Source organism: Actinophytocola sp. (genome assembly GCF_049647105.1).
Lineage (GTDB): Bacteria > Actinomycetota > Actinomycetes > Mycobacteriales > Pseudonocardiaceae > Actinophytocola.
Map to the genome: position 1 here is coordinate 1 of NZ_JBARWZ010000103.1, position 23,096 is coordinate 23,096.

22 protein-coding genes are annotated in these 23,096 nt (G+C 72.0%); 14 read left to right on the forward strand and 8 right to left on the reverse strand.

Annotation, left to right across the window (positions count from 1 at the left end):
* On the reverse strand, positions 1 to 754 hold a 754-nt coding region (locus WBA97_RS13285; protein WP_424231081.1), incomplete at its 3' end, for a hypothetical protein.
* 64 nt (positions 755 to 818) lie between these two features.
* Complete coding sequence (locus WBA97_RS13290) at positions 819 to 1,172, reverse strand: WXG100 family type VII secretion target (RefSeq protein WP_424231082.1); 354 nt, start codon at positions 1,170 to 1,172, stop codon at positions 819 to 821.
* Between the two features lie 138 nt (positions 1,173 to 1,310).
* Here WBA97_RS13290 and WBA97_RS13295 point away from each other — a divergent pair, with 138 nt between their 5' ends.
* Genes WBA97_RS13295 through WBA97_RS13310 form a run of 4 tightly spaced genes read left to right on the forward strand, consistent with a single transcriptional unit; the run spans position 1,311 to position 5,016 of the window.
* Entirely contained in the window at positions 1,311 to 2,084 is a 774-nt protein-coding gene (locus WBA97_RS13295; RefSeq protein ID WP_424231100.1) for an ABC transporter ATP-binding protein, read from the forward strand.
* A 37-nt stretch (positions 2,085 to 2,121) separates the two neighbouring features.
* Positions 2,122 to 2,901, forward strand: a complete 780-nt coding sequence (locus tag WBA97_RS13300; RefSeq protein WP_424231083.1) for an enoyl-CoA hydratase/isomerase family protein — start codon at positions 2,122 to 2,124, stop codon at positions 2,899 to 2,901.
* A 19-nt stretch (positions 2,902 to 2,920) separates the two neighbouring features.
* The gene (locus WBA97_RS13305) at positions 2,921 to 3,871 is read left to right on the forward strand and encodes a class I SAM-dependent methyltransferase (RefSeq protein WP_424231101.1); all 951 of its coding nucleotides are present in this window, start codon (positions 2,921 to 2,923) and stop codon (positions 3,869 to 3,871) included.
* Positions 3,868 to 5,016 (forward strand): THUMP-like domain-containing protein, encoded by a 1,149-nt coding sequence (locus WBA97_RS13310; RefSeq protein ID WP_424231102.1) that lies wholly within the window; start codon positions 3,868 to 3,870, stop codon positions 5,014 to 5,016. Before WBA97_RS13305 ends, WBA97_RS13310 begins: the two co-directional genes overlap by 4 nt.
* Before the next feature lie 6 nt (positions 5,017 to 5,022).
* Here the strand turns inward: WBA97_RS13310 and WBA97_RS13315 are convergent, their stop codons facing one another.
* A complete protein-coding gene (locus WBA97_RS13315) occupies positions 5,023 to 5,196 on the reverse strand; it encodes a hypothetical protein (RefSeq protein ID WP_424231084.1) in 174 nt (57 codons plus the stop codon).
* 74 nt (positions 5,197 to 5,270) lie between these two features.
* Entirely contained in the window at positions 5,271 to 6,209 is a 939-nt protein-coding gene (locus WBA97_RS13320) for a nucleoside hydrolase (RefSeq protein WP_424231085.1), read from the reverse strand.
* 91 nt (positions 6,210 to 6,300) lie between these two features.
* Here WBA97_RS13320 and WBA97_RS13325 point away from each other — a divergent pair, with 91 nt between their 5' ends.
* Positions 6,301 to 7,059: an acyltransferase gene (locus tag WBA97_RS13325; protein WP_424231086.1), complete on the forward strand. Its 759-nt coding sequence runs from the start codon at positions 6,301 to 6,303 to the stop codon at positions 7,057 to 7,059.
* 15 nt (positions 7,060 to 7,074) lie between these two features.
* Here the strand turns inward: WBA97_RS13325 and WBA97_RS13330 are convergent, their stop codons facing one another.
* The 4 genes from WBA97_RS13330 to WBA97_RS13345 all read right to left on the reverse strand — a co-directional run bounded on the left by WBA97_RS13330 (position 7,075) and on the right by WBA97_RS13345 (position 11,605).
* Complete coding sequence (locus tag WBA97_RS13330) at positions 7,075 to 8,322, reverse strand: glycosyltransferase family 4 protein (protein WP_424231087.1); 1,248 nt, start codon at positions 8,320 to 8,322, stop codon at positions 7,075 to 7,077.
* Positions 8,322 to 9,812, reverse strand: coding sequence for a 1,4-alpha-glucan branching protein domain-containing protein (locus tag WBA97_RS13335; RefSeq protein ID WP_424231088.1), 1,491 nt, complete (start codon positions 9,810 to 9,812; stop codon positions 8,322 to 8,324). Before WBA97_RS13335 ends, WBA97_RS13330 begins: the two co-directional genes overlap by 1 nt.
* A gap of 162 nt (positions 9,813 to 9,974) precedes the next feature.
* On the reverse strand, positions 9,975 to 10,733 hold the full coding sequence (locus WBA97_RS13340) for a class I SAM-dependent methyltransferase (RefSeq protein WP_424231089.1): 759 nt from the start codon (positions 10,731 to 10,733) through the stop codon (positions 9,975 to 9,977).
* A 29-nt stretch (positions 10,734 to 10,762) separates the two neighbouring features.
* Entirely contained in the window at positions 10,763 to 11,605 is an 843-nt protein-coding gene (locus tag WBA97_RS13345; RefSeq protein WP_424231090.1) for a DegV family protein, read from the reverse strand.
* A gap of 174 nt (positions 11,606 to 11,779) precedes the next feature.
* Between WBA97_RS13345 and WBA97_RS13350 the strand changes: the two genes are divergently transcribed.
* From WBA97_RS13350 to WBA97_RS13390, 9 genes are all read left to right on the forward strand, one after another.
* Positions 11,780 to 12,559: an electron transfer flavoprotein subunit beta/FixA family protein gene (locus WBA97_RS13350; protein WP_424231091.1), complete on the forward strand. Its 780-nt coding sequence runs from the start codon at positions 11,780 to 11,782 to the stop codon at positions 12,557 to 12,559.
* A gap of 11 nt (positions 12,560 to 12,570) precedes the next feature.
* Complete coding sequence (locus WBA97_RS13355; protein ID WP_424231092.1) at positions 12,571 to 13,527, forward strand: electron transfer flavoprotein subunit alpha/FixB family protein; 957 nt, start codon at positions 12,571 to 12,573, stop codon at positions 13,525 to 13,527.
* Positions 13,528 to 13,685: 158 nt separating this feature from the next.
* Entirely contained in the window at positions 13,686 to 14,456 is a 771-nt protein-coding gene (locus WBA97_RS13360) for a GNAT family N-acetyltransferase (protein ID WP_424231093.1), read from the forward strand.
* Positions 14,453 to 15,298: a lysophospholipid acyltransferase family protein gene (locus WBA97_RS13365; RefSeq protein WP_424231094.1), complete on the forward strand. Its 846-nt coding sequence runs from the start codon at positions 14,453 to 14,455 to the stop codon at positions 15,296 to 15,298. Before WBA97_RS13360 ends, WBA97_RS13365 begins: the two co-directional genes overlap by 4 nt.
* Before the next feature lie 4 nt (positions 15,299 to 15,302).
* Positions 15,303 to 16,682: an MFS transporter gene (locus tag WBA97_RS13370; protein WP_424231095.1), complete on the forward strand. Its 1,380-nt coding sequence runs from the start codon at positions 15,303 to 15,305 to the stop codon at positions 16,680 to 16,682.
* 40 nt (positions 16,683 to 16,722) lie between these two features.
* Entirely contained in the window at positions 16,723 to 17,958 is a 1,236-nt protein-coding gene (locus WBA97_RS13375; RefSeq protein WP_424231096.1) for a cysteine desulfurase family protein, read from the forward strand.
* Between the two features lie 159 nt (positions 17,959 to 18,117).
* Positions 18,118 to 19,209: a tRNA 2-thiouridine(34) synthase MnmA gene (gene mnmA, locus WBA97_RS13380; protein ID WP_424231097.1), complete on the forward strand. Its 1,092-nt coding sequence runs from the start codon at positions 18,118 to 18,120 to the stop codon at positions 19,207 to 19,209.
* 130 nt (positions 19,210 to 19,339) lie between these two features.
* Complete coding sequence (locus WBA97_RS13385) at positions 19,340 to 20,977, forward strand: S8 family serine peptidase (RefSeq protein WP_424231098.1); 1,638 nt, start codon at positions 19,340 to 19,342, stop codon at positions 20,975 to 20,977.
* A 65-nt stretch (positions 20,978 to 21,042) separates the two neighbouring features.
* The coding region (locus tag WBA97_RS13390; protein WP_424231099.1) for a CHAT domain-containing protein at positions 21,043 to 23,096 on the forward strand (2,054 nt) is incomplete at its 3' end.

Below are 23,096 nucleotides of genomic sequence, written 5' to 3' on the forward strand. Positions count from 1 at the left end.
CGCTGGTGCCGAGCCCGATCGCGACCGCACCCCAGCCGGGCGCGTTGCGCGAACCGGACAGCTGCTGCCCGAGGGCGGCGAGCGACCCGACCGCGCCGGTCCCGGTCGACGCGGCCTCCAGCACCGCGGCGGCGGGCAGCCCGACACCGGTGGCGGCCAGCCCGGCCGCCGCGGTCGCGGTGGCGAGCGAGACGCCGTCGGCCGCGACCGCGACACCGTCGAAGCCCTGCACGTACCAGCTGTCGTTCTCCGGCTTGAACGGGTCGCCGTCCTTGCCCTTGCGGATGGCGTCGGCGGTCGCGTTGGCCTCGCGCAGGTGCCTGGCCTCGAGGCGCCTCGCGTCGTCGAGGATCCTGGCCAGCTGGGTGCTGACGGCGGTCGACTCCGGGGTGCACGTGTCGAAGGTGCCGAGCTTCGCCTTGAGCTTCTTCGCGGCGGCTTCGAGGACGTCCGCGCGGGCCTGGTTGGAGGTGAGCTTGCCGAACCAGGCCGACAGCGCGGTGGTCACGGCGTTGATCGCCTCGCCACCCTTGCCGAGGCCCTGCGGCAGGTCGTCGCCGTGGTCGCTGAACTCCTCCGCCGCGCTACCGCCCCACTCGGAGTCGTCGGTGATCTTCGCCGCGTCCTCCAGCCGGGGCAGCGTCGTGCTGATCGTCTCGGCGGCGGTGGCGAGCTGGAGCATCAGCGTCTTGACCGCGTCCGCCTCGCCGGGCGTTGGGTCGAACCCGAGCGCGGGAAAACTGCGAGTACTCACGACGCCCCCTCGCAGGCTCCGGGGCGTTCGCTCTGTGTCTGATGGTTCGCTACGCAAGCTTCGCTCACGGCTGCTGCCTCCTCGGGGCCGCGTCGCGGAGGGTCTCGAAGACCTGGTCACGGACCGTGCCTTCGGCCAGCGCGCGCATCCGGTCCTCGCCGCCCTGCTCGACGAGTTCGTAGTTGGTGACGGCGCCGCGCACGTTGTCCGCGATCTTGCTGATCTTGTCCTGCATGTCGCCGAGGTTGTCGCGCCACTCGCCTGCCACCTCGGCGACGGCGGCGCCGATGTCGCCGGGGCCAAGGTCGCCGCCGGTGAGGTCGAGGGCGCCGATGATCTCGCCGACCTGGCCTGCGACGGCGTTCAGCTCGCCGACGCGGATCGCGAGACTCGTGGTGTTCACGGTGTAGCCGGTCATGGGGTGAGTCAACGCGGTGCTGACCTGCCGGGACCACCGCGGCTGCGCACTGAGGCAAACCGAGGGCACGCGCGTGCAAACCCTCATGTTGAATAGGGCATCGTGACGGTAGTGGACCTCGATGACCTGGTCGTGCACATGGCCGACGTCGGTGTGCGGCGCGCCAAGAACAACCTCCTCTCGGAGGTGAACTGGAGCGTCGAACTCGACGAGCGGTGGGTGATCCTCGGCGCGAACGGGGCGGGGAAGACGACGTTGCTCAAACTGGCCGCCGCCGAGCTGCACCCCTCAACGGGGGAGGTGCACGTGCTCGGCGAGAAGCTCGGCCGGGTGGACGTGTTCGAGCTGCGGCCGAGGATCGGCTTCTGCTCCGCCGCGCTGATCGCGCGCATCCCGCCGGAGGAGACGGTCCTCGATGTGGTGGTGAGCGCGGGCTACGCGGTGCTCGGCCGCTGGCGAGAGGCCTACGACCAGCTCGACACCGGCCGCGCGCTCGACCTGTGCAAGAGCTTCGGCATCGGGCACCTCACCGACCGCCTGTTCGGCACGCTGTCCGAGGGCGAGCGCAAGCGGACCGTGATCGCCCGCGCGCTGATGACCGACCCGGAGATGCTGCTGCTCGACGAGCCGGCCGCTGGCCTGGACCTCGGCGGCCGCGAGGACCTCGTGTCCCGGCTCTCCGACCTGGCCCGCGACCCGGACGCGCCCGCGACGATCCTCGTCACCCACCACGTCGAGGAGATCCCGCCGGGATTCACCCACCTGCTGCTGATCGCGGACGGTGGCATCGTCGCGCAGGGCCTCCTCGACGACGTGCTGACCAGCGAGAACCTGTCGAAGACGTTCGGCCAGGACCTGGAGCTGGATCAGCTCGGCGACCGCTACTTCGCGCGTCGCCGTACCTCGGACTAGTTTGGGCCGGGTTACTTCTCAGTAGGGAGGCAGTCGCGTGGGTGAGTTCGTCAGGCTCGAGGTCGACAGCGGCGTCGGCACCATCCGGCTGGACCGGCCGCCGATGAACGCGCTCAACCGGCAGGTGCAGGCGGAGATCCGCGCCGCCGCCGAGGAGGCGGCCCAGCGCGACGACGTTCGCGCGGTGATCGTCTACGGCGGCGAGAAGGTGTTCGCGGCGGGTGCGGACATCAAGGAGATGGCCGACATGACCTACGCGGACATGACCGCCCGCGCCGGTCAGCTGTCCTCCTCGTTCACCGCTGTCGCCGACATCCCGAAGCCGACGGTCGCCGCGATCACCGGCTACGCGCTCGGCGGCGGCCTCGAGCTGGCGCTGTGCTGCGACCGCCGCATCGCGGGCGACAACGCGAAGCTCGGCCAGCCGGAGATCCTGCTCGGCATCATCCCGGGTGCGGGCGGCACCCAGCGCCTGCCGCGTCTTGTCGGCCCCAGCCGGGCGAAGGACATCATCTACACGGGACGGTTCGTCGACGCGGCGGAGGCACTGCACATCGGGCTGGTCGACGAGGTCGTCGCGCCGGACGACGTCTACGAGGCCGCGAAGAAGTGGGCGTCGCGGTTCTCCGGTGCCGCCTCGGCCGCGCTCGCCGCCGCGAAGACGGCCGTCGACGGTGGTCTCGACGGCGACCTGAACAGCGGACTGCGGCTGGAGAGCAACGTGTTCGCGGCGCTGTTCGCGACGGAGGACCAGAAGACGGGCATGCGGTCGTTCATCGAGAACGGTCCGGGAAAGGCGACGTTTCGTGGCAAGTAACCCGGTGGACGAGAACCAGGTGGCCGACCCGGCGCCGAACCCGCACGCCACCGAGGCGGAGGTCGAGGCGGCCCGCTCCGACCTGAAGCTCGCGAACGTGCTGTACCACGACTGGGAAGCCGACACGTACGACGAGAAGTGGTCGATCTCGTATGACGAGCGCTGCATCGACTACGCCACCGGCCGCTTCCGCGCGGTCGCGGGTGACGAGGACTGGCCCTACGAGCACGCCATGGAACTGGGCAGTGGCACCGGGTTCTTCCTCCTGAACCTCATGCAGGGCGGCGTGATCAAGAAGGGGTCGGTCACCGACCTGTCGCCCGGCATGGTCAAGGTCGCGCTGCGCAACGCGGAGAACCTCGGCCTCGACGTGGACGGCCGCGTCGCCGACGCGGAGACGATCCCGTACGAGGACAACAGCTTCGACCTCGTCATCGGGCACGCGGTGCTGCACCACATCCCGGACGTGCCCGCCGCGTTCCGTGAGGTGCTGCGGGTGCTCAAGCCGGGTGGCCGGTTCGTGTTCGCAGGCGAGCCGACGAAGATCGGCGACACGTACGCCCGCAAGCTCGGCCAGCTGACGTGGTGGCTCACCACGAACGTCACGAAGCTGCCCGCGCTGTCCGCCTGGCGCCGCCCGCAGTCGGAGCTGGACGAGTCGTCCCGCGCGGCCGCACTGGAGGCGATCGTCGACATCCACACGTTCGACCCGACCGACCTGGAGAAGGTCGCGCGGGCAGCGGGTGCCGCGAACGTGCACGCGCACACCGAGGAGCTGGCCGCCGCGTTGTTCGGCTGGCCGGTGCGCACGTTCGAGGCCGCGGTGCCGCAGGAGAAGCTGACGCTGGGCTGGCGGCTGTTCGCCTATAAGGCGTGGCTGCGGCTGTCCTGGCTCGACGAGAACGTGCTGCGCAAGGTCGCCCCGCGCGACCTGTTCTACAACGTGCTGATCACCGGGACGAAGTCCTGACCTATGTGTTCACCCCGGCCGATGTGCGCTTCCTGCGTTCATCGGCCGGGGTTTCCGCTGTGGCGGCGGTTTCCGGGCTGCCGCTGACCTCGGCGAGCTACCTCGCGGACGTCGCCACCGCCCGGCGGTTGCTGGGCGACCAGGCAGGCATGGTGCTGGAGACGGTGCTGCTGCGCCGCCGCGCCGCGGCCAAAGTGGACTCGCCGGAGGACTGGTTCTTCACCGACACCGCGTTGCAGCAGGCGACCCCGATGCCGGTGGCCCGGCACCGGGCCACCCGGTTCGCTGGCCGGTCCGTGCACGACGTGACCTGCTCGGTGGGCGTGGACCTCGCCGCGCTGGCCGAGGTGGCGGACCGTTGCGTCGGCTCCGATCTCGACGAGGTCCGGCTGGCGATGGCGGCGCACAACGTCTCCGCGCCGCTCGTGCGCGCCGACGCGCTGCGGCCCGTCACCCGGCACTCGGCGATCTTCGTCGACCCGGCGCGGCGGGACTCCGCCGGTCGCCGCCGCTGGCACGCGGCGGACTTCGTCCCGCCGCTGGACCAGCTGGCCGATGCCTACCCCGGCCGGGACCTGGCGGTGAAGTGCGCACCGGGCATGGACTTCGCCGAGCTGCCGTGGACCGGCGAGGTGGAGCTGGTGTCTCTGGACGGGCAGGTGCGCGAGGCGTGCCTGTGGACGGGTGCGTTCGCGGGCCCACCGCGGCGGGCGACGGTCCTGCGCACGGGAAGTCCGATGTGGACGGTCACGTCCGGCGAGCCAGACGACTGCCCCGTCCGCGAGGCGGGGGAGTGGCTCGTGGACCCGGACGGCGCGGTCGTGCGCGCCGGCCTGGTGCGCCAGTACGCGGCACGGCTCGGTTTCGGCCAGCTGGACGAGCGGATCGCGTACCTGACGGGCGACACGAAACCCGACGGGATACGAGCGTTCCGGGTACTGGAACACGGCCACTACACGGAGAAGTCGCTCCGCCAGACGCTGCGGCGCCGGGGCGTCGGCAGGCTGGAGATCCTGGTCCGCGGTCTGGACGTCGACCCGAACACGTTGCGCCCCAGGCTGAAGCTCTCGGGCCGGGAGGCGGCGACGGTGGTGCTGACAAGGGTCGGCAGAACCCCCATGGCTTACGTGTGTGTCGCGTCGTGACGGGCGTCAGACGCGGTTGATCATGAGCTGTGCCACGCTCCCCGCGAGGTCGCAGACGTTCAGCGAACCTGGCGACCCGTAGGGGGCGTCCGGCCGCTGGACGGAGACCCCGATGTTCTGTGCGTCCCACGCGTCGGGCGTCGTCTCCGGCACGTACACCAGCGACAGGGTGCACAGCATGCACGCTGCTCTTGCGACAGGTACTCGGAGAGCCGGGGCCGGGCCACCTTCCGGCCATTTGTGGCCGGTGGCGGTCAGCCCGCGAGGTGGGTCAGGAGGAACGAGCGAACCTGGTCGAGGTCCGCGGACAACGCCACGTCGACCTCGCGGCGTCCGCCGGGTTCCCTGATCGGCCGCTGGTCCGCGATCACCGTGCCCCGGCCCGGCCCGAACCCGCAGTCCACCTCGACCGGCATCGCCCTGGTGTGCAGCAGGCCCGGCTTGATCGCCTCCGCGACGGCGACCGCGTCGTGGATCACGACGCCGTCGCGGCCGAGCGACCGGCTGTAGTGCTCCCGGGACGAGGCCGCCAGCGACACCAGCGTGGCGCCCTTCGGCCCGGCCGAGGACAGCGAGTCCAGCCACGGCCCGTCGACCGCGCACCGCACCGTCAGGTCCATCGGCACCATCGTGACCGGCACCGACTCCTCCACCAGCACGCGCCGCGCCGCCTCGGGGTCGCTCCAGATGTTGAACTCGGCCGCGGGCGTCACGTTGCCGCCGCCGAGCGCGCCACCCATGACGACCAGCCGCGCGATCTTGCTCCGCACCGCCGGGTGCGCGGCCAGCAGCAGCGCGATGTTCGTCAGCGGCCCGATCGGCACGAGCGTCACCGGTGACGGCGCCGACTCGAGCAGTGACACGAGCAGCGACACCGCGTCGACCCCGGCCACCCCCGCCGCCCGCTCCGGCAGCGTGTCCGACCGCCCGGACAGCCCGTCGGCGCCGTGGACGTGCCGCGCGCGGTGGGGGTGCGGGTGCACGAGCGGCTGCTCGGCGCCCGCCGCCACCGGCACGTCCTCCCGCCCGCACAGTGCGAGCACCCGCAGCGCGTTGCGCGTCGTCGTCGCGAGGCCGACGTTGCCGAACACCGTTGTCACGCCGATCAGGTCCACCTCGGGCGCCGCACACGCCAGCGCCAGTGCGAACGCGTCGTCGACGCCGGGGTCCGTGTCGATGATGAGAGGTGTCATGTACCAGACGGTATCGGCCCGCTCGCTCGCAGCAACCGCAACAGGCCGGTAGCGGGCACTTCTGGCACCGCGTCCGATACGGTCACCTGCCATGACATCCATGTGGGGATCGCCTGTCGCCGAGCGGGTCCGCGGCTGGCGGCGGGCGCGCAGGGACCCGGACCAGGCGAGGTTCCTGACCGTCGAGTCGCTGCGCTGGGTGATCCGCAACCGGGCGTGGTCGCCGTGGTATCTGGTGCGCTACTGGCGGCTGCTGAAGTTCCGCGTCGCCAACCCACACATCGTGCTGCGTGGCATGGTGTTCCTCGGCAAGGACCTCGACGTCCACTGCAGGCCGGGCTACGGCCGCATGGAGATCGGCCGCTGGGTGCACATCGGCGACGGCAACGCCATCCGCTGCCACGAGGGCTCGCTGCGCATCGGCGACAAGGCCGTGTTCGGCAGGCAGAACGTGATCAACTGCTACCTGGACATCGAGCTGGGTGAGGCCGCGCTCGTCGCCGACTGGGTGTATATCTGCGACTTCGACCACGTGACCTCGGACATCAACCTGCCGATCAAGGACCAGGGCATCGTGAAGGCGCCGGTGCGCATCGGCCCGGACACGTGGACGTGCACGAAGGTCACGATCACCAAGGGCAGCCGCATCGGCCGCGGCGCGGTGCTCGGCGCGCACGCGGTCGTGAAGGGCGACGTCCCGGACTACGCGGTGGCGGCTGGCATCCCGGCGAAGATCGTCCGCGACCGCCGCGCCACCTACGAGGCCGAGGCCGAACGCCGCGCCGCGGTGGCCGACATGTCCCGCAAAGCCGCGGCGGCACTTAAGAAGACCCTGGAGAACCACAACTGACGCGACCGGGCGACCTCACGTCGTGAAGGCGTTGCCCGTCGCGATCTTGGGGCGGCCCAGTGGCTGGTGGTCGCGGACGGTGGCCGACGCGTAGACGGCCACCGTCTCCTCCGCGATGCCCTGCCACGAGAACTCCGTTGCCAGGCGGGCCTTCGCGGCCCTGGCCCGCCTGGCGGCCGACGCAGGGTCGGCCAGCACCGTGCGCACGGCACCCGCGATCGCGTCCACGTCGCCGGGGGTGACCGACAGCCCGGTCTCCCCGTCCACCACCAGTTCCGCCAGCCCGCCAGCCGTTGACGCCACCAGCGGCGCCCCGGCGGCGGCGGCCTCCAGCGCCACGATCCCGAACGGTTCGTACCGCGAGGGCAGCACCACCACGTCGGCCGCCACCAGCAGCGCCGTCAACGCCCGGTCCGGCAGGTGCCCAGCGAAGTCCACCGACCGCCGCACCCGCAGCTTCCGCGACTGGTCCACCAGCGCCGCCGCCTGCCTGCCATGACCGGCCACCACCAGCCGCGTCCCAGGGAACGCGCGGCGCACCTTCGGCAGCGCGGCAACCAGGTCGTGGACGCCCTTCTCCCACTCCAGCCGCCCGAAGTACACGATCACCGGCGCCCCGTCCGGTGCGTACCGCGCCCGTGCCTCGCGCACCGCCGCGGCGGTCGGCCGCCAGCCCTGCGGGTAGATCCCGTTGTGGATCACCGACATGTCGGTCACCTCGAACAGGTGCGACACCTCGGCCCGCATCGCGGACGAGCAGGTGATCAACGCGTCGGCGCGGTTGGCCAGCCACCACTCGACCGAGTGGATCTGCTGGTTCAGCGACTGCGACAGCCACCCGCTGTGCCTGCCTGCCTCGGTCGCGTGGATGGTCGCCACCAGCGGCACGGCGAAGAAGTCGGCCAGTGCGATGGCGGGGTGGGTCACCAGCCAGTCGTGGGCGTGCACGACGTCCGGCCGCCACGACCCGAGCTGGGACAGCCCGGCCCGCACCAGCCCGTGGCCCATGGCGAGCGTCCACGCCACGAGGTCCTTCTCGAACGTGAGGTGCGTCGGGTCCTCCGCGACCCGCACCACCCGCACGCCCTCCTGCACGGTGTCGGTCGTCGGATGGGTCAGTGCGTCACTGCCCGCCTCGTGCCTGCACAGCACGACGACCTCGTGCCCCAGCGCGGTCAGCTCGGTCGCGAGCGCGTGCACATGCCTGCCAAGCCCGCCGACGACGATCGGCGGGTACTCCCACGACAACATCAGCACGCGCATCAGACCAGCAACCCCCGTGCGTCCAACCGTCCGAACACGCCGTCCTCCGCCCGCAGCGCCTCGGCCCGCGCGAACCGGGACCGGTGGTCCGCCCGCAGCAGCGCCGCCAGCTCCGCGAACCGGTCGCCGTGCACCTTCGCACGCCGCCGCGCGTAGTCCGCCGCCGAGTCCTTCGTGACCATGAACGCCCAGTCGCTCGACAGCGTCAGCAGCGCCTCGCGCACCAGCTGGTCCCGCACGGGATCGCGGTAGGACACCGGCGGCACCGCCATCAGCTCGTCCTGCAGCGCCGCGCCCGCGGTCACGAGGTCGGACACCTGCTCGCCGTCCCAGACGCGCCAGTCCTTGCCGGAACCCCACGAGGACGCCGGCAGCGTCACCGGCTCGCCGACGTGCCCGGCCTCGATCGCACCGCGCAGCGTCGTCACCCGCACCCCGGCCTCCGGCAGCCCCCGCAGCACGGCCTCCAGCCACGCGGGGCCCTCGTGCCACCAGTGCCCGAACAGCTCGGTGTCGTACGCCGCCACCACGAGGCCGGGGCGGCCATGCCGCTCCCGCAGCGACCGCAGCCGCTCGACGACCGTCGAAACGAAGTCGGCCGCGTGCCCGCGCACCGCGGCCGCCGCCAGCGCCGGTTCGTACGGCTTCTTCTCGTGCGGGGGTACGTGCCTGCCGGTCACCCGCGACGGCTTCAGCCCGCTCGGGTGGTCGTACGTGTGGAAGTCGCGATAGGCCGCGTCACCCGGATAGCCCGCCTTGGGCGACCACACCCGGTAGGTCACCTCGAGGTCGCGCCCGAAGCACAGCACGTCCGACGACCCGACCGGCCGTGCCGCGTGCGTGTCGCCGTGCAGCGCGGGCCCGTCGACCAGGAACCGGCCGACCCCGGCGGCCTGGTAGTCCGCCTCCATGCCCGGCGCGTAGCCGCACTCCGGTGCCCAGATACCCGCCGGTGCGCTGCCGACCCGCAGCGCCGTGTCGGCCAGGCCGGTACGCAGTGCGAACCGGCGCACCTCGGGCCGGAGCAGGGGCTGAAAAGGGTGCGTCGCGGGCCCGCCGAGCAGTTCGAGCACGTCCGCGTCCATCAGGGACCGCAGTATCGGCGAGAACCCGTGCCGCCACCGCGACTCGAACACCTCCAGCGCGTGCCCGGCGGCGCGGAACTCGGCGGCCGCGAGGTCGCGCAGCAGCGGCTGGTGCCACTGCCCTGCCGCGAACTGCGCACGCAGCTGCCAGTTGCCGAGCCAGTCGTGGCAGGCGCGCAGCGCGTACGGGTCGTCGAGCTGGGCGGCGAGCACCGGGGTCACCCCCAGCGTCAGCACGTCGCGGCGGCCCTCCGCCGCGAACCGGTGCAGCATGTCGACCACCGGCAGGTACGAGTGCGCCCACGACTGGTAGAGCCATTCCTCGCCGACCGGCCAGGTGCCGTGGTGGGGGAGCCACGGCAGGTGGCTGTGCAGCACCAGGCAGAACGAGCCCTCCTCCGTCACGGACGCTCCTCGCAGGCTCCGAGCGCCCGTGGTGACGGTGTCGATGACTCGCTCGCAAGCTCGCTCATGGCCGCTCCTCGCAGGCTCCGAGCGCCTGTGGTGACGGTGTCGATGATTCGCTCGCAAGCTCGCACGGTGTTGATGATTCACTCGCAAGCTCGCTCATGGCCGGACCGCCACGGCGACGATGTCGAGGCTCGAGTCGAGGTCGTCGGTGGTGATCGCGAAGTCGGACGCGGCGACCGAGGCGACCGCCTCCCGCAGCGCCTCGGGCCACGGCTCGCCGGAGACGGCCACCGCCACCTGCGCGTCGATGAGTGAGCCGCCGAACTCGGCGTCGAGCACGCCGAGGCGCGACCCGTGCCGCAGCCCGGCGAGGAACTCCACGTCGAACCCCGCACCCCGCAGCAGCGCGTCCATTTCGGACGGTGCGAGTTCCCTGGTGTGGAACGGGTTCAGCGGCGTGTCCCGGCCGGGGGAGAAGGTGATCCGGTTGGGGGTGGTGATCAGCAGGCGGCTGCCCGGCCGCAGCACGCGCAGGCACTCGCGCAGGAACCCTTCCTGGTCCCACAGGTGCTCGATCACCTGGAAGTTCGCCACGACGTCCACAGTGGACGTACCTAGCGGCAGCGCGGCGAGGTTCGCCCGTGCGGTGTGGACGCCGGGGTAGGCCTTGGCGGCGTGGCGCAGCGTGGCGGCGTCGTAGTCGAGGCCGAGCACGCCGACCGCGTCGCGGGCTAGCAGGTCCGCGCCGTAACCTTCGCCACACCCGGCTTCGAGCACGAACGCGTCGACGCAGTACGGGCGCAGCGCGAGGTAGGCGGCTTCGTGGCGTCTGAACCAGTAGTTCTCTTCGACGATCCCGGGCACGGTCCGCTCACCGGTCAACGGAAGCTGCGGCATTGCGGACTCCGACTCCATCGCGGCAGGCTACTACGCGGTAGGAAGGCTCATCTCGGCGAAACGGTGATGCCGACGGCGCCCGGGCCGAGGTGTACCCCGATCGTGGAGCTGACCTCGGTGAACGTGATCTCCCGGACCTGCGGGAGCCGCTCCCGGACCCGAGCGGCGATCGTGTCGGCACGCGCCCGTGCGTCGAAGTGCTCGATCGCGATGTCCACGGTCTGGGCGCCCGCCTTCTGCACCGCGGTGTCGACCAGCTTGCGCAGCGCCCGTTCGGTGCCGAGTGCCCTCGTGAGCGGCGCGACCCGGCCGTTGATCATGGTGAGGAGTGGCTTGAGTGACACGGCGCCGCCGAGCATGGCGGTGGCGGCGCCGATGCGGCCGCCCTTGCGCAGGTACTCGAGGGTGTCCACATAGATCAGCTCGGCGCTGCCCTCGATCCGCTTGGCGAGCGCGTCCATGACGCGGCGTGATCCGCCGCCCGCGCCCGCGACCCTGGCGGCCGCCAGGACGGCGTAGCCGAGGCTCATGCCGGTGGTGCCGGAGTCTACGACGTGCACCGGCACCCGGCTCTGCGCGGCGGCCCTGCGCGCGATCTCGTAGGTCTCGGACTGCTTGCTCGAGATGTGCACGGACACGACCTCGTCCGCACCGCGTGCGGCGAGGTCCTCATAGGCCCAGAGGAACCCCGCCGGGTCCGGGGCGGACGTGGACACGTTCAGGTTGTCCTCGAGCGCCCTGACCAGCACGTCGGTCGGCACGTTGTGCTCGGCGCGCACGTGCTCCCCGATCTTGATCTGCGTCGGCACGATCGTGATCCCCCACTGCGCGGCCAACCCCACAGGGAGGCTTGAGGTGGAGTCCGTCACAAGGCCAACTCGTCCAGGCATGTGCTTATGTTAACTAACGATGCTCTGTGGGCACCGTCACGGAGACTTGAGGCGCACTCGGTTTGCTCCCCAACTACTGGTCAGTAACATGTGGCTGGCCGGACAGATGCGGGGTTACCTCGTATTGTTTGCCTCGCGCTAGCCGCTCGTATCCCAGGAGGTCGGAGCAGACCCATGCCAAACATCGTCGTGCTGGTGAAACAAGTCCCGGACACCTACTCGGAGCGCAAACTCTCCGACTCCGACTTCACGTTGGACCGGGAGTCGGCCGACGCGGTGCTCGACGAGATCAACGAGCGCGCCATCGAGGAGGCGCTCGTGATCAAGGAAGCCCATGGCGGCGAGGTCACTGTCCTCTCCGTCGGCCCTGAGCGCGCGACCGAGGCGATCCGCAAGGGTCTGTCGATGGGCGCCGACAAGGCCGTGCACGTGGTCGACGACTCGCTGCACGGGTCCGACCTGCTGCAGACCGCGAAGGTGCTCGCGGCGGCCGTCGGTAAGGTCGAGGGTGCCGAGCTCGTCATCGCGGGCAACGAGGCGTCCGACGGCCAGGGCGGCGCGGTGCCCGCGGTGCTCGCCGAGCTGCTCGGTTACCCGCAGCTCACCCACGCCCGCAAGGTCGAGCTCGACGGCTCCACGGTGAAGGTGACCCGGGAGACCGACGAGGGCCTGACCCACCTCGAGGCGTCGCTGCCCGTCGTGATCAGCGTCAGCGAGAAGATCAACGAGCCGCGCTACCCGTCCTTCAAGGGCATCATGGCGGCCAAGAAGAAGCCGGTCGAGACGCTGTCCGTCGCCGACCTCGGCGTCGACGACGTCGGCCTTTCCTCCGCGTGGTCGACGGTGACCGAGGCGGCCCCGAAGCCGCCGCGCGAGGCGGGCCAGCGCGTCGAGGACGAGGGTGACGGCGGCGCGAAGGTCGCCGCGTACCTGGTCTCGCAGAAACTGATCTGAGGAGGATTCCAATGGCTGAGGTTCTGGTCCTCGTCGATCATGTTGACGGCGAGGTAAAGAAGGTCACGTTCGAGCTGCTCACCGCCGCGCGGGAGATCGGGTCACCGTCGGCGGTCGTCGTCGGCGCCCCCGGTTCCGCCGCGAAGCTCACCGAGCAGCTGGGCGCCTACGGCGCGGAGAAGGTGTACGTCGCCGAGTCGGAGGACGCCGCGTCCTACCTGGTGACACCGCACGTCGACGTGCTCGAGTCGCTGGTCTCGTCGGTGTCGCCCGCCGCCGTGCTGGTGTCCGCTTCCGCCGACGGCAAGGAGGTCTCCGGCCGCCTCGCCGCGCGGATCGGCGGTGGCCTGCTGATCGACGCCATCGGTGTCGACAGCGACCTGACGGTCACCAAGTCGGTCTTCGGTGGCGCGTTCGTGGTGAAGACCAAGGCGACCAAGGGTGTGCCGGTCATCTCGGTGCGGCCCGGTGGGCTGGAGGCCGTGCAGGCCCAGGGTGCCGCGGCTGAGACCGCCGTCGAGGTGCCTGCTGTGGACGCCGCGAAGGCCACCAGGATCACTGGCCGTGAGCCGATCACCGGTGGTGACCGGCCGGAGCTGACCGAGGCTTCCGTGGTCGTGTCCGGTGGGCGTGGCGTCGGTAGCGCGGAGAACTTCTCCGTGGTCGAGCAGCTCGCCGACTCGCTCGGTGCCGCCGTCGGTGCCTCACGCGCGGCCGTCGACTCCGGGTACTACCCGGCGCAGTTCCAGGTGGGGCAGACCGGCAAGACCGTGTCGCCGCAGCTGTACATCGCGCTGGGGATCTCCGGGGCCATCCAGCACCGTGCCGGCATGCAGACCTCGAAGACGATCATCGCCGTGAACAAGGACGCCGAGGCGCCGATCTTCGAGATCGCCGACTACGGGGTGGTGGGTGACCTGTTCAAGGTCGCTCCGCAGCTCACCGAGGAAGTCCAGAAGCGCAAGTAGTTCCTGCCGTACGAGGGCCGCCGCGGCTTTGCCGCGGCGGCCTTTTCGTGTCCGTTGCGGTTGCTCGCCTGGGTTCTCGGGAGAGTTCACCCCGCAGCCACGCAGGTGTCATCGGAAGAGTCACGTGCTGGTTGCCGGGTGGCGCGTACACCTGAGGCATGACGCAGGCACAGCTTCTCGTCAGCACCACCGATGAGGGCGCCACCGCGCCCCGCTATTCGCTGCTCGTCGCCAGGGACGGGGAGGAAGTCGTTGCCGCGCAACGGCTTCGGCATCGGGTGTTCGCCGGGGAGATGGGGGCCACCCTCCACACTCCGGTGCCAGGGCGCGACGTCGACGCCTTCGACGAGCACTGCGACCATCTCGTGGTCCGCGAGGACGTCTCCGGTGAGATCGTCGGCTGCTACCGGATGTTGCCGCCCGAGCGGGCGGGTGCGGCCGGAATGCTCTACGCCGAGGCCGAGTTCGACCTTCGCAACCTCGCCCCGCTGCGGGCGGCGCTGGTCGAGACCGGCCGGTCGTGTGTGCACCCCGACCACCGGACCGGTGCGGTCGTCAGCCTCGTGTGGGCCGGGATCGCCAGGTACATGTTCCTGTCCGGGCACAACTGGCTCGCCGGGTGTGCCTCCGTTCCCTTGCGGGACGGGGGAACGCTCGCCGCCGGGGTGTGGGACACCGTGCGGCGCAGGCATCTCGCGCCGCGTGAGTACCAGGTGCGGCCGCTGCGGCCGTGGGACCCGGCTGGCGTCGACGTGCCGGGGAGAACCGTGATTCCACCGCTGCTCAAGGGGTATCTCCGCCTCGGTGCGTGGGTGTGCGGGCCGCCCGCGGTCGACGTCGACTTCGGGGTGGCCGACCTGTTCGTCCTTCTCGGCCTGGACCGGATGGATCAGCGCTACCTCAGCTACTTCCTCGGCGACCAGCGATGAGGCACGCCTGGATGCCTGCCTCGCCGTGCGGGCCGTCGTGTCTCGGCGGGCAGGAACCGACCGTCGGGCGCCCGCTGAGGACACTGCGGGTCGTCGCGGTCGTGGTCGTCGTCTTTCTCAGTCTGCTGAGCCTCCCGTTGCTGGCGGTGATCGCCAGGATGGGGCGGACCTGGCTCACCAGAGCCACTTTCCGTGCCGTGCTGCTCGTCATGGGGGTTCGGCTCGCGGTGCACGGGGAGATCCCGGGACCAGGGCGTGGTGCGCTGGTCGTCAACAACCACACCTCCTGGCTCGACATCGTCGCCGTCAACGCGGTGCGGCCCATGCGTGCGGTGGCCAAGAAGGACATCGCGTCCTGGCCCGTGCTCGGGTGGCTCGTGTCCGCCGCCCGGTCGGTGTACGTGGACCGGGAGAACATCAGGTCACTGCCCGCCACCGTCACCACGCTCGCCGACGCGCTGCGTGGTGGTGCGATGGTCAACCTCTGCCCGGAGGGCACCACCTGGTGCGGGCTCACCCACGGGCGGTTCCGGCCCGCGATGTTCCAGGCTGCGATCGACGGTGGTGTCCCGGTGCTGCCGGTGGCGTTGCGGTTCCGCCTCCGGGACGGCGCCGCCACCACCGCGCCCGCCTTCATCGGCGACGAGACGATCGTCGAGTCCGTGCTCCGCACCGCCGCGCTCCGGGGACTCGTGCTGGAGGTGCACGTCCTCGCCGAGATCGCGCCCGGCCGGGCCGATGGCCGCCGCGAGCTGGCGCTGCTCGCCGAGCGGGCCGTCGACGACGTGCTGGCGCCCGCCGAAAACCACTGGACCTCCAGCCCGGTCGAGGTTGCACCATGATCTGGTGAGCTTGGACGCGGTCGAACCGCAACAAGAGGAGAACGCGCCATCCGTCTGGTCGGCGAGCTACCGCGCGACCACCATCGGGATGCTGACGCTCGTCACCATCGCCGCCTTCGAGCACCTCGGGGTCAGCACCGCGATGCCGATGATGGTGGCCGAGCTGCACGGCGAGGCGCTGTACTCCTGGCCGTTCACCGCGTTCCTCGCCGCCAGCGTGATGGCGACGGTCCTCTCGGGAAGGTTCTGTGACCGCTTCGGGCCGGGGCCCGCGCTCCTCACCGGGCCCGGGTTGTTCCTGGCGGGGCTCATCGCGTCCGGCGTGGCCACCGGCATGCCGGTGCTCCTGGCGGGCCGGGTGCTGCAGGGCCTCGGACTGGGCACCCAGACCGTCGCGATCTACGTCCTCGTCGCGCTGGTGTTCCCGCGCCGCAGCAGGCCAGCCGTGTTCGGGCTGCTCGCCGCCGCGTGGGTGGTGCCATCGCTCGTCGGGCCGACGGCGGCCGGGCTGATCACCGAGCACGTCGGCTGGCGCTGGGTGTTCCTCGGCATCGCGCCGTTCGCGTTGCTGGGTGTGCTGCTGCTCGCGCCGGTCATCCGGCAGCTGCCCGAGGTCGACCGGGACGCACCGGCGTCAACCGCGCGGCGCGGGGTCGCGCTCGCCGCCGTCGCCACCGCGTTCGGCATCGCCGCGTTGACCTGGGCCGCGCAGCACCCGTCGCCGACCACGCTGTGGCTCGGCCTCGCCGGGCTCGCGGCGCTCGTGCCCGCCATGCGGGTGCTGCTGCCGCGTGGCACGTTCACCGCCCGGCCGGGGCTGCCTGCGACCGTGCTGGTGCGGGGCGTGTTCGCGGGTGCGTTCTTCGGGGTCGAGGCGTTCGTGCCGCTCACGCTGACCTCGGTGCACGGGTTCTCGCCCGCCATGTCCGGGGTGCCGCTGACCGTCGGCGCCTGCGGGTGGGCGGCCGCGTCGCACTGGCAGGGCCGCCGCCCCGACGTCGACCGGCCGACGCTCATCCGGGTCGGGTTGCTCGCGCTGTCCGCCTCGCTCGCCGCGATGGCCCTGGTCGGCGCGGACTGGGGGCTCGGCTGGCTCGTCGTGCCGTTCTGGCTGGTCGCGGGCACCGCCATGGGCCTCGCGTACCCGTCGATCAGCGTGCTCGGGCTCGACTACGCCGCGCCGCGCGACCGAGGGTTCGTCTCCTCCGCGCTACAGGTCAACGACATGACGTTCGCGGCGATCGCCGTGGGCCTCGGCGGCGTGATGCTCGCCACGTTGGCGTCCACCACGGCGCCGTCGGCCGCGATCGTGCCGCTCAACCTGCTGCTCGCGGGCCTGGCGTTGCTCGGGGCCCTCGTCTTCCGACCCGTACGACAAGCCTGATGACCGAATTTCACCGGACCCGGACTACCCTTGTCTGTTGATGACCTATCTGGACCATGCGGCCACCACGCCGATGCTGCCGGTATCGGCGGCGGCGATGACCGCCCTGCTGAGCGACGCGCGCACCATCAGGGGCAACGCGTCGTCGCTGCACACCTCCGGACGGCGTGCCCGGCGCCTGATCGAGGAGGCCCGCGAGACCGTCGCGGGCGCGCTCGGCGCCAGACCGTCCGAGGTGATCTTCACCGCCGGCGGCACCGAGAGCGACAACCTCGCGGTCAAGGGCATCTTCTGGGCTCGTCGCGGCGCTGACCCGGCACGCACGCGCCTGCTGGTGTCGGCGGTCGAGCACCACGCGGTCCTGGACGCCGCGGAGTGGCTGGTCGAGCACGAGGGCGCCGAGCTGACGCTGCTCGAGGTCGACGCGTTCGGCCGGGTGCACGACGACACGCTGCGGGCCGCGATCGCGGAGGACCCGGCCAGTGTCGCGCTGGTCAGCGTCATGTGGGCCAACAACGAGGTCGGCACGGTCAACCCGGTCAAGGAACTGGCCACGACCTGCGCCGAGCAGGGCATCCCGTTCCACACCGACGCCGTGCAGGCCGTCAGCGTCATCCCGGTCGACTTCGCCGCGTCGCGGGCGTCCGCGCTCACCCTCACCGGGCACAAGCTCGGCGGCCCGTTCGGCGCCGGCGTGCTGCTGCTGGGCCGCGACGTGCCGTGCACCCCGGTGCTGCACGGCGGGGGACAGGAGCGCGAGGTCCGGTCCGGCACGCTGGACGTGCCCGCGATCGTCGCGCTCGCCGCCGCCGTCCGCCACGCCGTCGACCACCGCCCCGCCGAGGCGGCGCGGCTCGCCGCGCTGCGCGACGAACTGGTCGCCGCGGTGCGGGAGATCGTGCCGGACGCCGTGCTGAACGGCGACCCCGGCCAGTCCGATGTGGACGACGCGCCATCGCGGCTGCCCGGCAACGCGCACTTCACGTTCCCCGGCTGCGCGGGCGACAGCCTGCTGATGCTGCTTGACGCCCGAGGCATCGAGTGCTCCACCGGCTCCGCGTGCAGCGCGGGGGTCGCACAGCCAAGCCACGTCCTGCTGGCCATGGACGTCGAGCCCGGCCTGGCCCGCAGCTCGCTGCGGTTCTCGCTCGGGCACACCTCGACGCGCGCGGACGTGACCGCGCTGGCCGAGGCCATCGGGCCCGTCGTCGAACGCGCGCGCAGTGCGGGCCTGGTGAACATGCGTCGCGCCGCTACTCGTGTGGAGATCTCGTGAGCGGAGCTTGCGGAGCGAACCAGAAGGCCGTGAGCGGAGCTTGCGGAGCGAACCAGAAGGCACAGCGGCGTCACGGAGCCTGCGTGGGGACGGCGTGAGCGGAGCTTGCGGAGCGAACCAGAAGGCACAGCGGCGTCACGGAGCCTGCGAGGGGACGGCGTGAAAAAGATTCTGGCCGCCATGTCCGGTGGCGTGGACTCCGCCGTGGCCGCGGCTCGCGCGGTCGACGCCGGTCACGACGTCACCGGTGTGCACCTCGCGCTGTCCGCCAAGCCCGGCACGCTGCGCACCGGCGCCCGCGGCTGCTGCACGGTCGAGGACGCGCACGACGCGCGCCGCGTCGCCGACATCCTCGGCATCCCGTTCTACGTGTGGGACTTCGCGGAGCGGTTCACCGAGGACGTGGTCGAGGACTTCGTCGCCGAGTACGCCGCGGGCCGCACGCCCAACCCGTGCCTGAAGTGCAACGAGCGCATCAAGTTCGCCGCGTTGCTGGACAAGGCGATCGCACTCGGTTTCGACGCGGTCGCCACCGGTCACTACGCTCGTCTGTCGCTTGTGGACGGTCAGCCGGAGCTGCGGCGCAGTGCCGACGACGGCAAGGACCAGTCCTACGTGCTGGCCTCGCTGCGCCCTGACCAGCTGCGGCACGCCATGTTCCCGCTCGGCGGCTCGGTGAAGTCGGCCGTGCGCGCGGAGGCCACCGAGCGCGGCCTCGCCGTCGCCGACAAGCCGGACAGTCACGACATCTGCTTCATCCCGGACGGCGACACCCGCTCGTTCCTGAACAGGCACCTCGGTGAGCGGCCGGGTGCGCTGGTCGACGACGAGACCGGTGCGGTGCTCGGCGCGCACGCGGGGGTGCACGGGTTCACCGTCGGCCAGCGGCACGGTCTTGGCCTGCGCGTCCCGGCCGCCGACGGCAGGCCGCGCTACGTGCTGTCACTCGAACCGGTGAACGGCAACGTGCGGGTCGGCGCCGCCGAGAAGCTCGCGGTGCGGGAGATCGTCGGCACGGCCCCGACCTGGCCGTCGGGTGCCGGAATCGCCGCCGGTACGCGCTGTGTCGCGCAGGTCAGGGCGCATGGCGGCACCGCACCGGCCGAAGCGTCCACTGTGGACGGACGGCTGGTCGTGCGGCTCGACGGCGAGCTGCGGGGAGTCGCCCCAGGACAGGCCGTTGTGCTCTATCGCGAGGACCCCGATGGTGATGTGGTGCTCGGCAGCGCGACCATCTCGGCGACCTCCTGAACGAAGTTCACGAAGCGAACCATTCGTTCGGGTGGCTCGGCCATCCCGTTCGGCGTAGACCGTTACGCCGGAGGATGGACCGTCGACGTATGGGTGCGTAACGACATCCCGTACGTCGAGAGGTTGACTCATGACCGCCGCGTTCCCGAACGGCGACCGTCCACGTGGCGAGCCGCCCCGGCGGAACCCTCTGATCCCCGACGCGATCGCCATCCCGCCCGAGATCCTCGCGCGGCACCGCGCGCGGGTTCTCGACCCGGCCGTGGCCGTGCGTCCTTCCACCGGCGAGCGGCCCTACTCCACGGTCTACCGCAGCGAGACACTGCTCGTACCCGCGGGTGACGTCCCTTCGCTCCTGCCGGGCCCCGACCAGAGCGAGATCAACCGGCACCTCGCCGAGATCGGCCTCGAGCTGCGGCCATCGACGGACGAGAACTGGCAGAGCAACGTCGGCAGGCTCCCACCGGACCTCGGGGTGCCGGTGCCGCTCCGCCGGGCGGAGGGCGCGGTGGCCGACCGCGCACCTGACCCGTGGGCCGCGCTGGTGTGGCTGCGGGACAAGCTGAACAACCGGGTCAAGAACTACCAGCTCGACCACCTGCTGATGCCGGCAACGGTCGCGGTCGAGGGCGCGCCGGTGTCCAACGGCGGTGCCGTCGGCGGTGTCCCGGTGTCCAACGGCGGCAGCGTCGGCGGGTCGATCGCCCTGTACACGGGCAGCCGCAACCCGGTCGCCATGCTGATGCCGCAGCCCGCGCGGCCCGCGCCAGAGACGCTCACCGGTGGCCGCCGCCCGGTGGTCGCGGTGCTCGACACCGGCATCGGCAGGCACCCATGGTGGGACTCGCAGAACCCGGCCGACCCGATCATCGAGGTGTCGCAGGCCTTCCAGGATCTGCTCGGCCAGCAGGAGGCGACCGACCCGAGCCTGGTCGAGCCGTACCCGCTCGACGACCCGGAAGAGGTCCAGAACCTGGTTCAGCCGCTGCTCGGGCTGCTCGACTCGCACGCGGGCCACGGCACGTTCGTGTCCGGCCTGGTGCACCAGCTGTGCCCCGCCGCGAAGATCCTCTCGCTGCGCGTGCTGCACAGCGACGGCTACTCCACCGAGGGCGCGCTGCTGCTCGCGCTGAACTGGCTCGCGGAGCGTGTCGAGTCCGGCGACCCCGCGCAGGCGGTCGACGTCGTGTCGCTCTCGCTCGGCTTCTACGCGGAGACGACCGACCCGGCCCAGGTGTCGCAGGTGCTCAACGCCATCAACCGGCTCACCAGCAGGGGTGTGCTCGTGGTGGCCGCCGCCGGCAACGACGCGACGACCAGGCCGTTCCTGCCTGCCGCGTTCGGCCTCGGTACCGGCAGCGCGTCGGGTGGCGTCGAGTTGCTCAGCGCGATCGGCGCACGCAACGCCCCCGGCCTCACCACCGCGGCGTTCAGCAACTGGGGCGAGTGGGTCAGCCGCTGGGCGCCCGGCAACGCGCTGGTCAGCACGGTGCCCGTGGAGTGGGAGGGCGCGGCGAGCCCAGGGCTCGCCTACCCGGACCCGCTCGGGCTCGGGCCGTGGGTGCGTACCGCACCCGACCCCGACGACCTGCGCTCCGGGTTCGCGGTGTGGGCGGGCACCTCGTTCGCGACCCCGGTGGTCGCCGGCCTGCTCGCCAGCGCACTGGCACACGACGAGCAGAGCGCGAAGGCGTCCGACGCGGCGGAACGCGCCCAGCAGGCGCTCGTCGCCACGGACGCCGAGCTGGTCCGGCGTCACTGGCAGTGACGTGCGGCGGAATCGGGACCGGCTCGCCATGTCGTCGCGCGTCGTAGTGGGGTGGGATGGCGAGCTTGCCTAGCGGAACCTCGCGGGCTCGTCACATCGACGTGCTCGCGGAGGTGGTCGCTCTGCACCAGCGCGCCCGCGAGGCGGGGTGGGCGTACCGGTTCGACCGCGCCGTGGCCCTGCTGCTGGACGCGCTGCGGTGCCTCGACACCATCGCGCCCGACTCGCCGCAGGCCGCGGTGCTGCGGGTGCGGGTCCTGGTCAGCCTCGGGTACGCGCAGGCGGAGTCCGGCTCGCACGCCGGGGGACTGGCCAGGCTCGACGAGGCGGCGGGCCACCTGGCCGTGCTGCCGGACGGCCAGCGCCGCGCCGAGCTGGACGGCCTGGTGCTGTGCAACCGCGGGTTGCTCATGCACCGGGCAGGCAAGATCGTCGAGGGCATCGACCTGTTCGACGACGCGATCGAACGACTCGAGGAGGCCACCGGCAGGCGCGGTGCGCCGGGGGAGCGCTGCGGCGCGGGTGATCCGGTGGTGCTCGCGAGTGCCTACCTCAACCGGGGGCACGCGTTCATCGACCTCGCGCACGCGGCGCGATCCGCGCACGACTTCGAGGTCTGCCTCGAGGTCTGCGCCGAGCACGGCATCGGCTGGCTCGCGGCCAAGGCACGGCACAACCTCGGCTATGTCGCGTACATGACCGGTGACCTGCCCACCGCGCTGCGGCACTACGCCGACGCGGAGGGCAGCTACCGGGTCGGCACTCCCGGCCTGCTGCCCGCGCTGCGGCTGGACCAGGCGCGGGCGCTGTTGTCCGCCGGGCTCGGCGCCGACGCCGCGGCCCACCTCGACGAGGTGATCCCTCGGCTGCGGGCGCAGCGTGCCGGGCAGGACCTCGCCGAGGCCGAGGTGACCGGCGCCGCAGCAGCGTTGCTCGACGGGCGGGTCCGTGACGCGCGCCGCCTCGCCAGGTCCGCGCAGCGGCGCTTCACCAAGCGTGGCAACGAGAGGTGGGCGGCGGTCGCCGCGCTGGCCGCGTTGCGGGCGGACACCGCGGCGGCGCTGGCGGCGGGCCGCGTCCCGGCCCGGCTGCCGGTGCTGGCGGTGAAGCTGTCGGACACCCTGCGCGCGCTGTTGCTGGAGGACGAGACCGGCCTCGCGCTGATGCTCGCGGTCCGGCTCGAGCTGCGCCGCGGCGACCCGGCGGCCGCCGAGCTGCTCCTCGACCAGCTGCCGAGGCAGCGGTCGACCACCCCGCTCGACCACCGGATGCTGCTGCGGCTGTGCCGTGCCGAGCTGGCCGTGGCCCGCGGCGACCGGCGGCGGGCGCTGACCGAGGCCCGTGCGGGGCTGACCGAGCTGGGCCTGGCCAGGGACCGGATGGGCGGGCTGGAACTGGTGTGCGGCACCGCGATCCACGGCCAGCAGCTCGGCGACCTCGCGGTGCGGCTGGTGCTGGCGGGCCCCCGGTGCACCGGCCGTCAGCTGTTCGGGTGGCTGGAGCGGACCCGGGCGCAGGTCTACCGGTACGAGCCGCTGCCCGCGATCGACGACCCGGTGCTGGCCGAGCAGGTGTCGGAGGTGCGGTCGCTGCGGCGGGCGGCGCAGCAGGCACGGCTGGCCGGCCGGTCGCCGCGCCGCGAGGAGAAACAGATCGCCACGCTGGAGCGGGACGTGGTGCGGCACGGCTGGTACGCGACGCCGTGGGGCCGTCCGCGCCCGGTGGCGTCGCTCGGCGCGGTGACCGACGCGCTGGGCGACAGGGCGCTGGTGAGTTTCGCGGTGTCCGGCGACGAGCTGGTGGCGGTGGTCGTCGCGGCCGGGCGGACCCGGCTCACCCGGCTCGGGTCGGCGGCGGAGACGTTCGAGTGGGCCACCCGCCTGCACGCCGACCTCGACACGTTCGCCCCCGACGGGTTGCCGCCGCAGCTCAGCGCGGTCGTCGGGGCGTCAGCGCTGCGCAGCGCCGACGTGCTCGACGCGCGGCTGGTCGCGCCGCTGGCGCGCTACCTCGGCGACCGCGAGCTGGTGATCGTGCCCACCGGCGCGCTGTACGCGGTGCCGTGGGGGACCTTGCCGTCGCTGCGCGGGCGGCCGGTGGTGGTGGCGCCGTCGGCGAC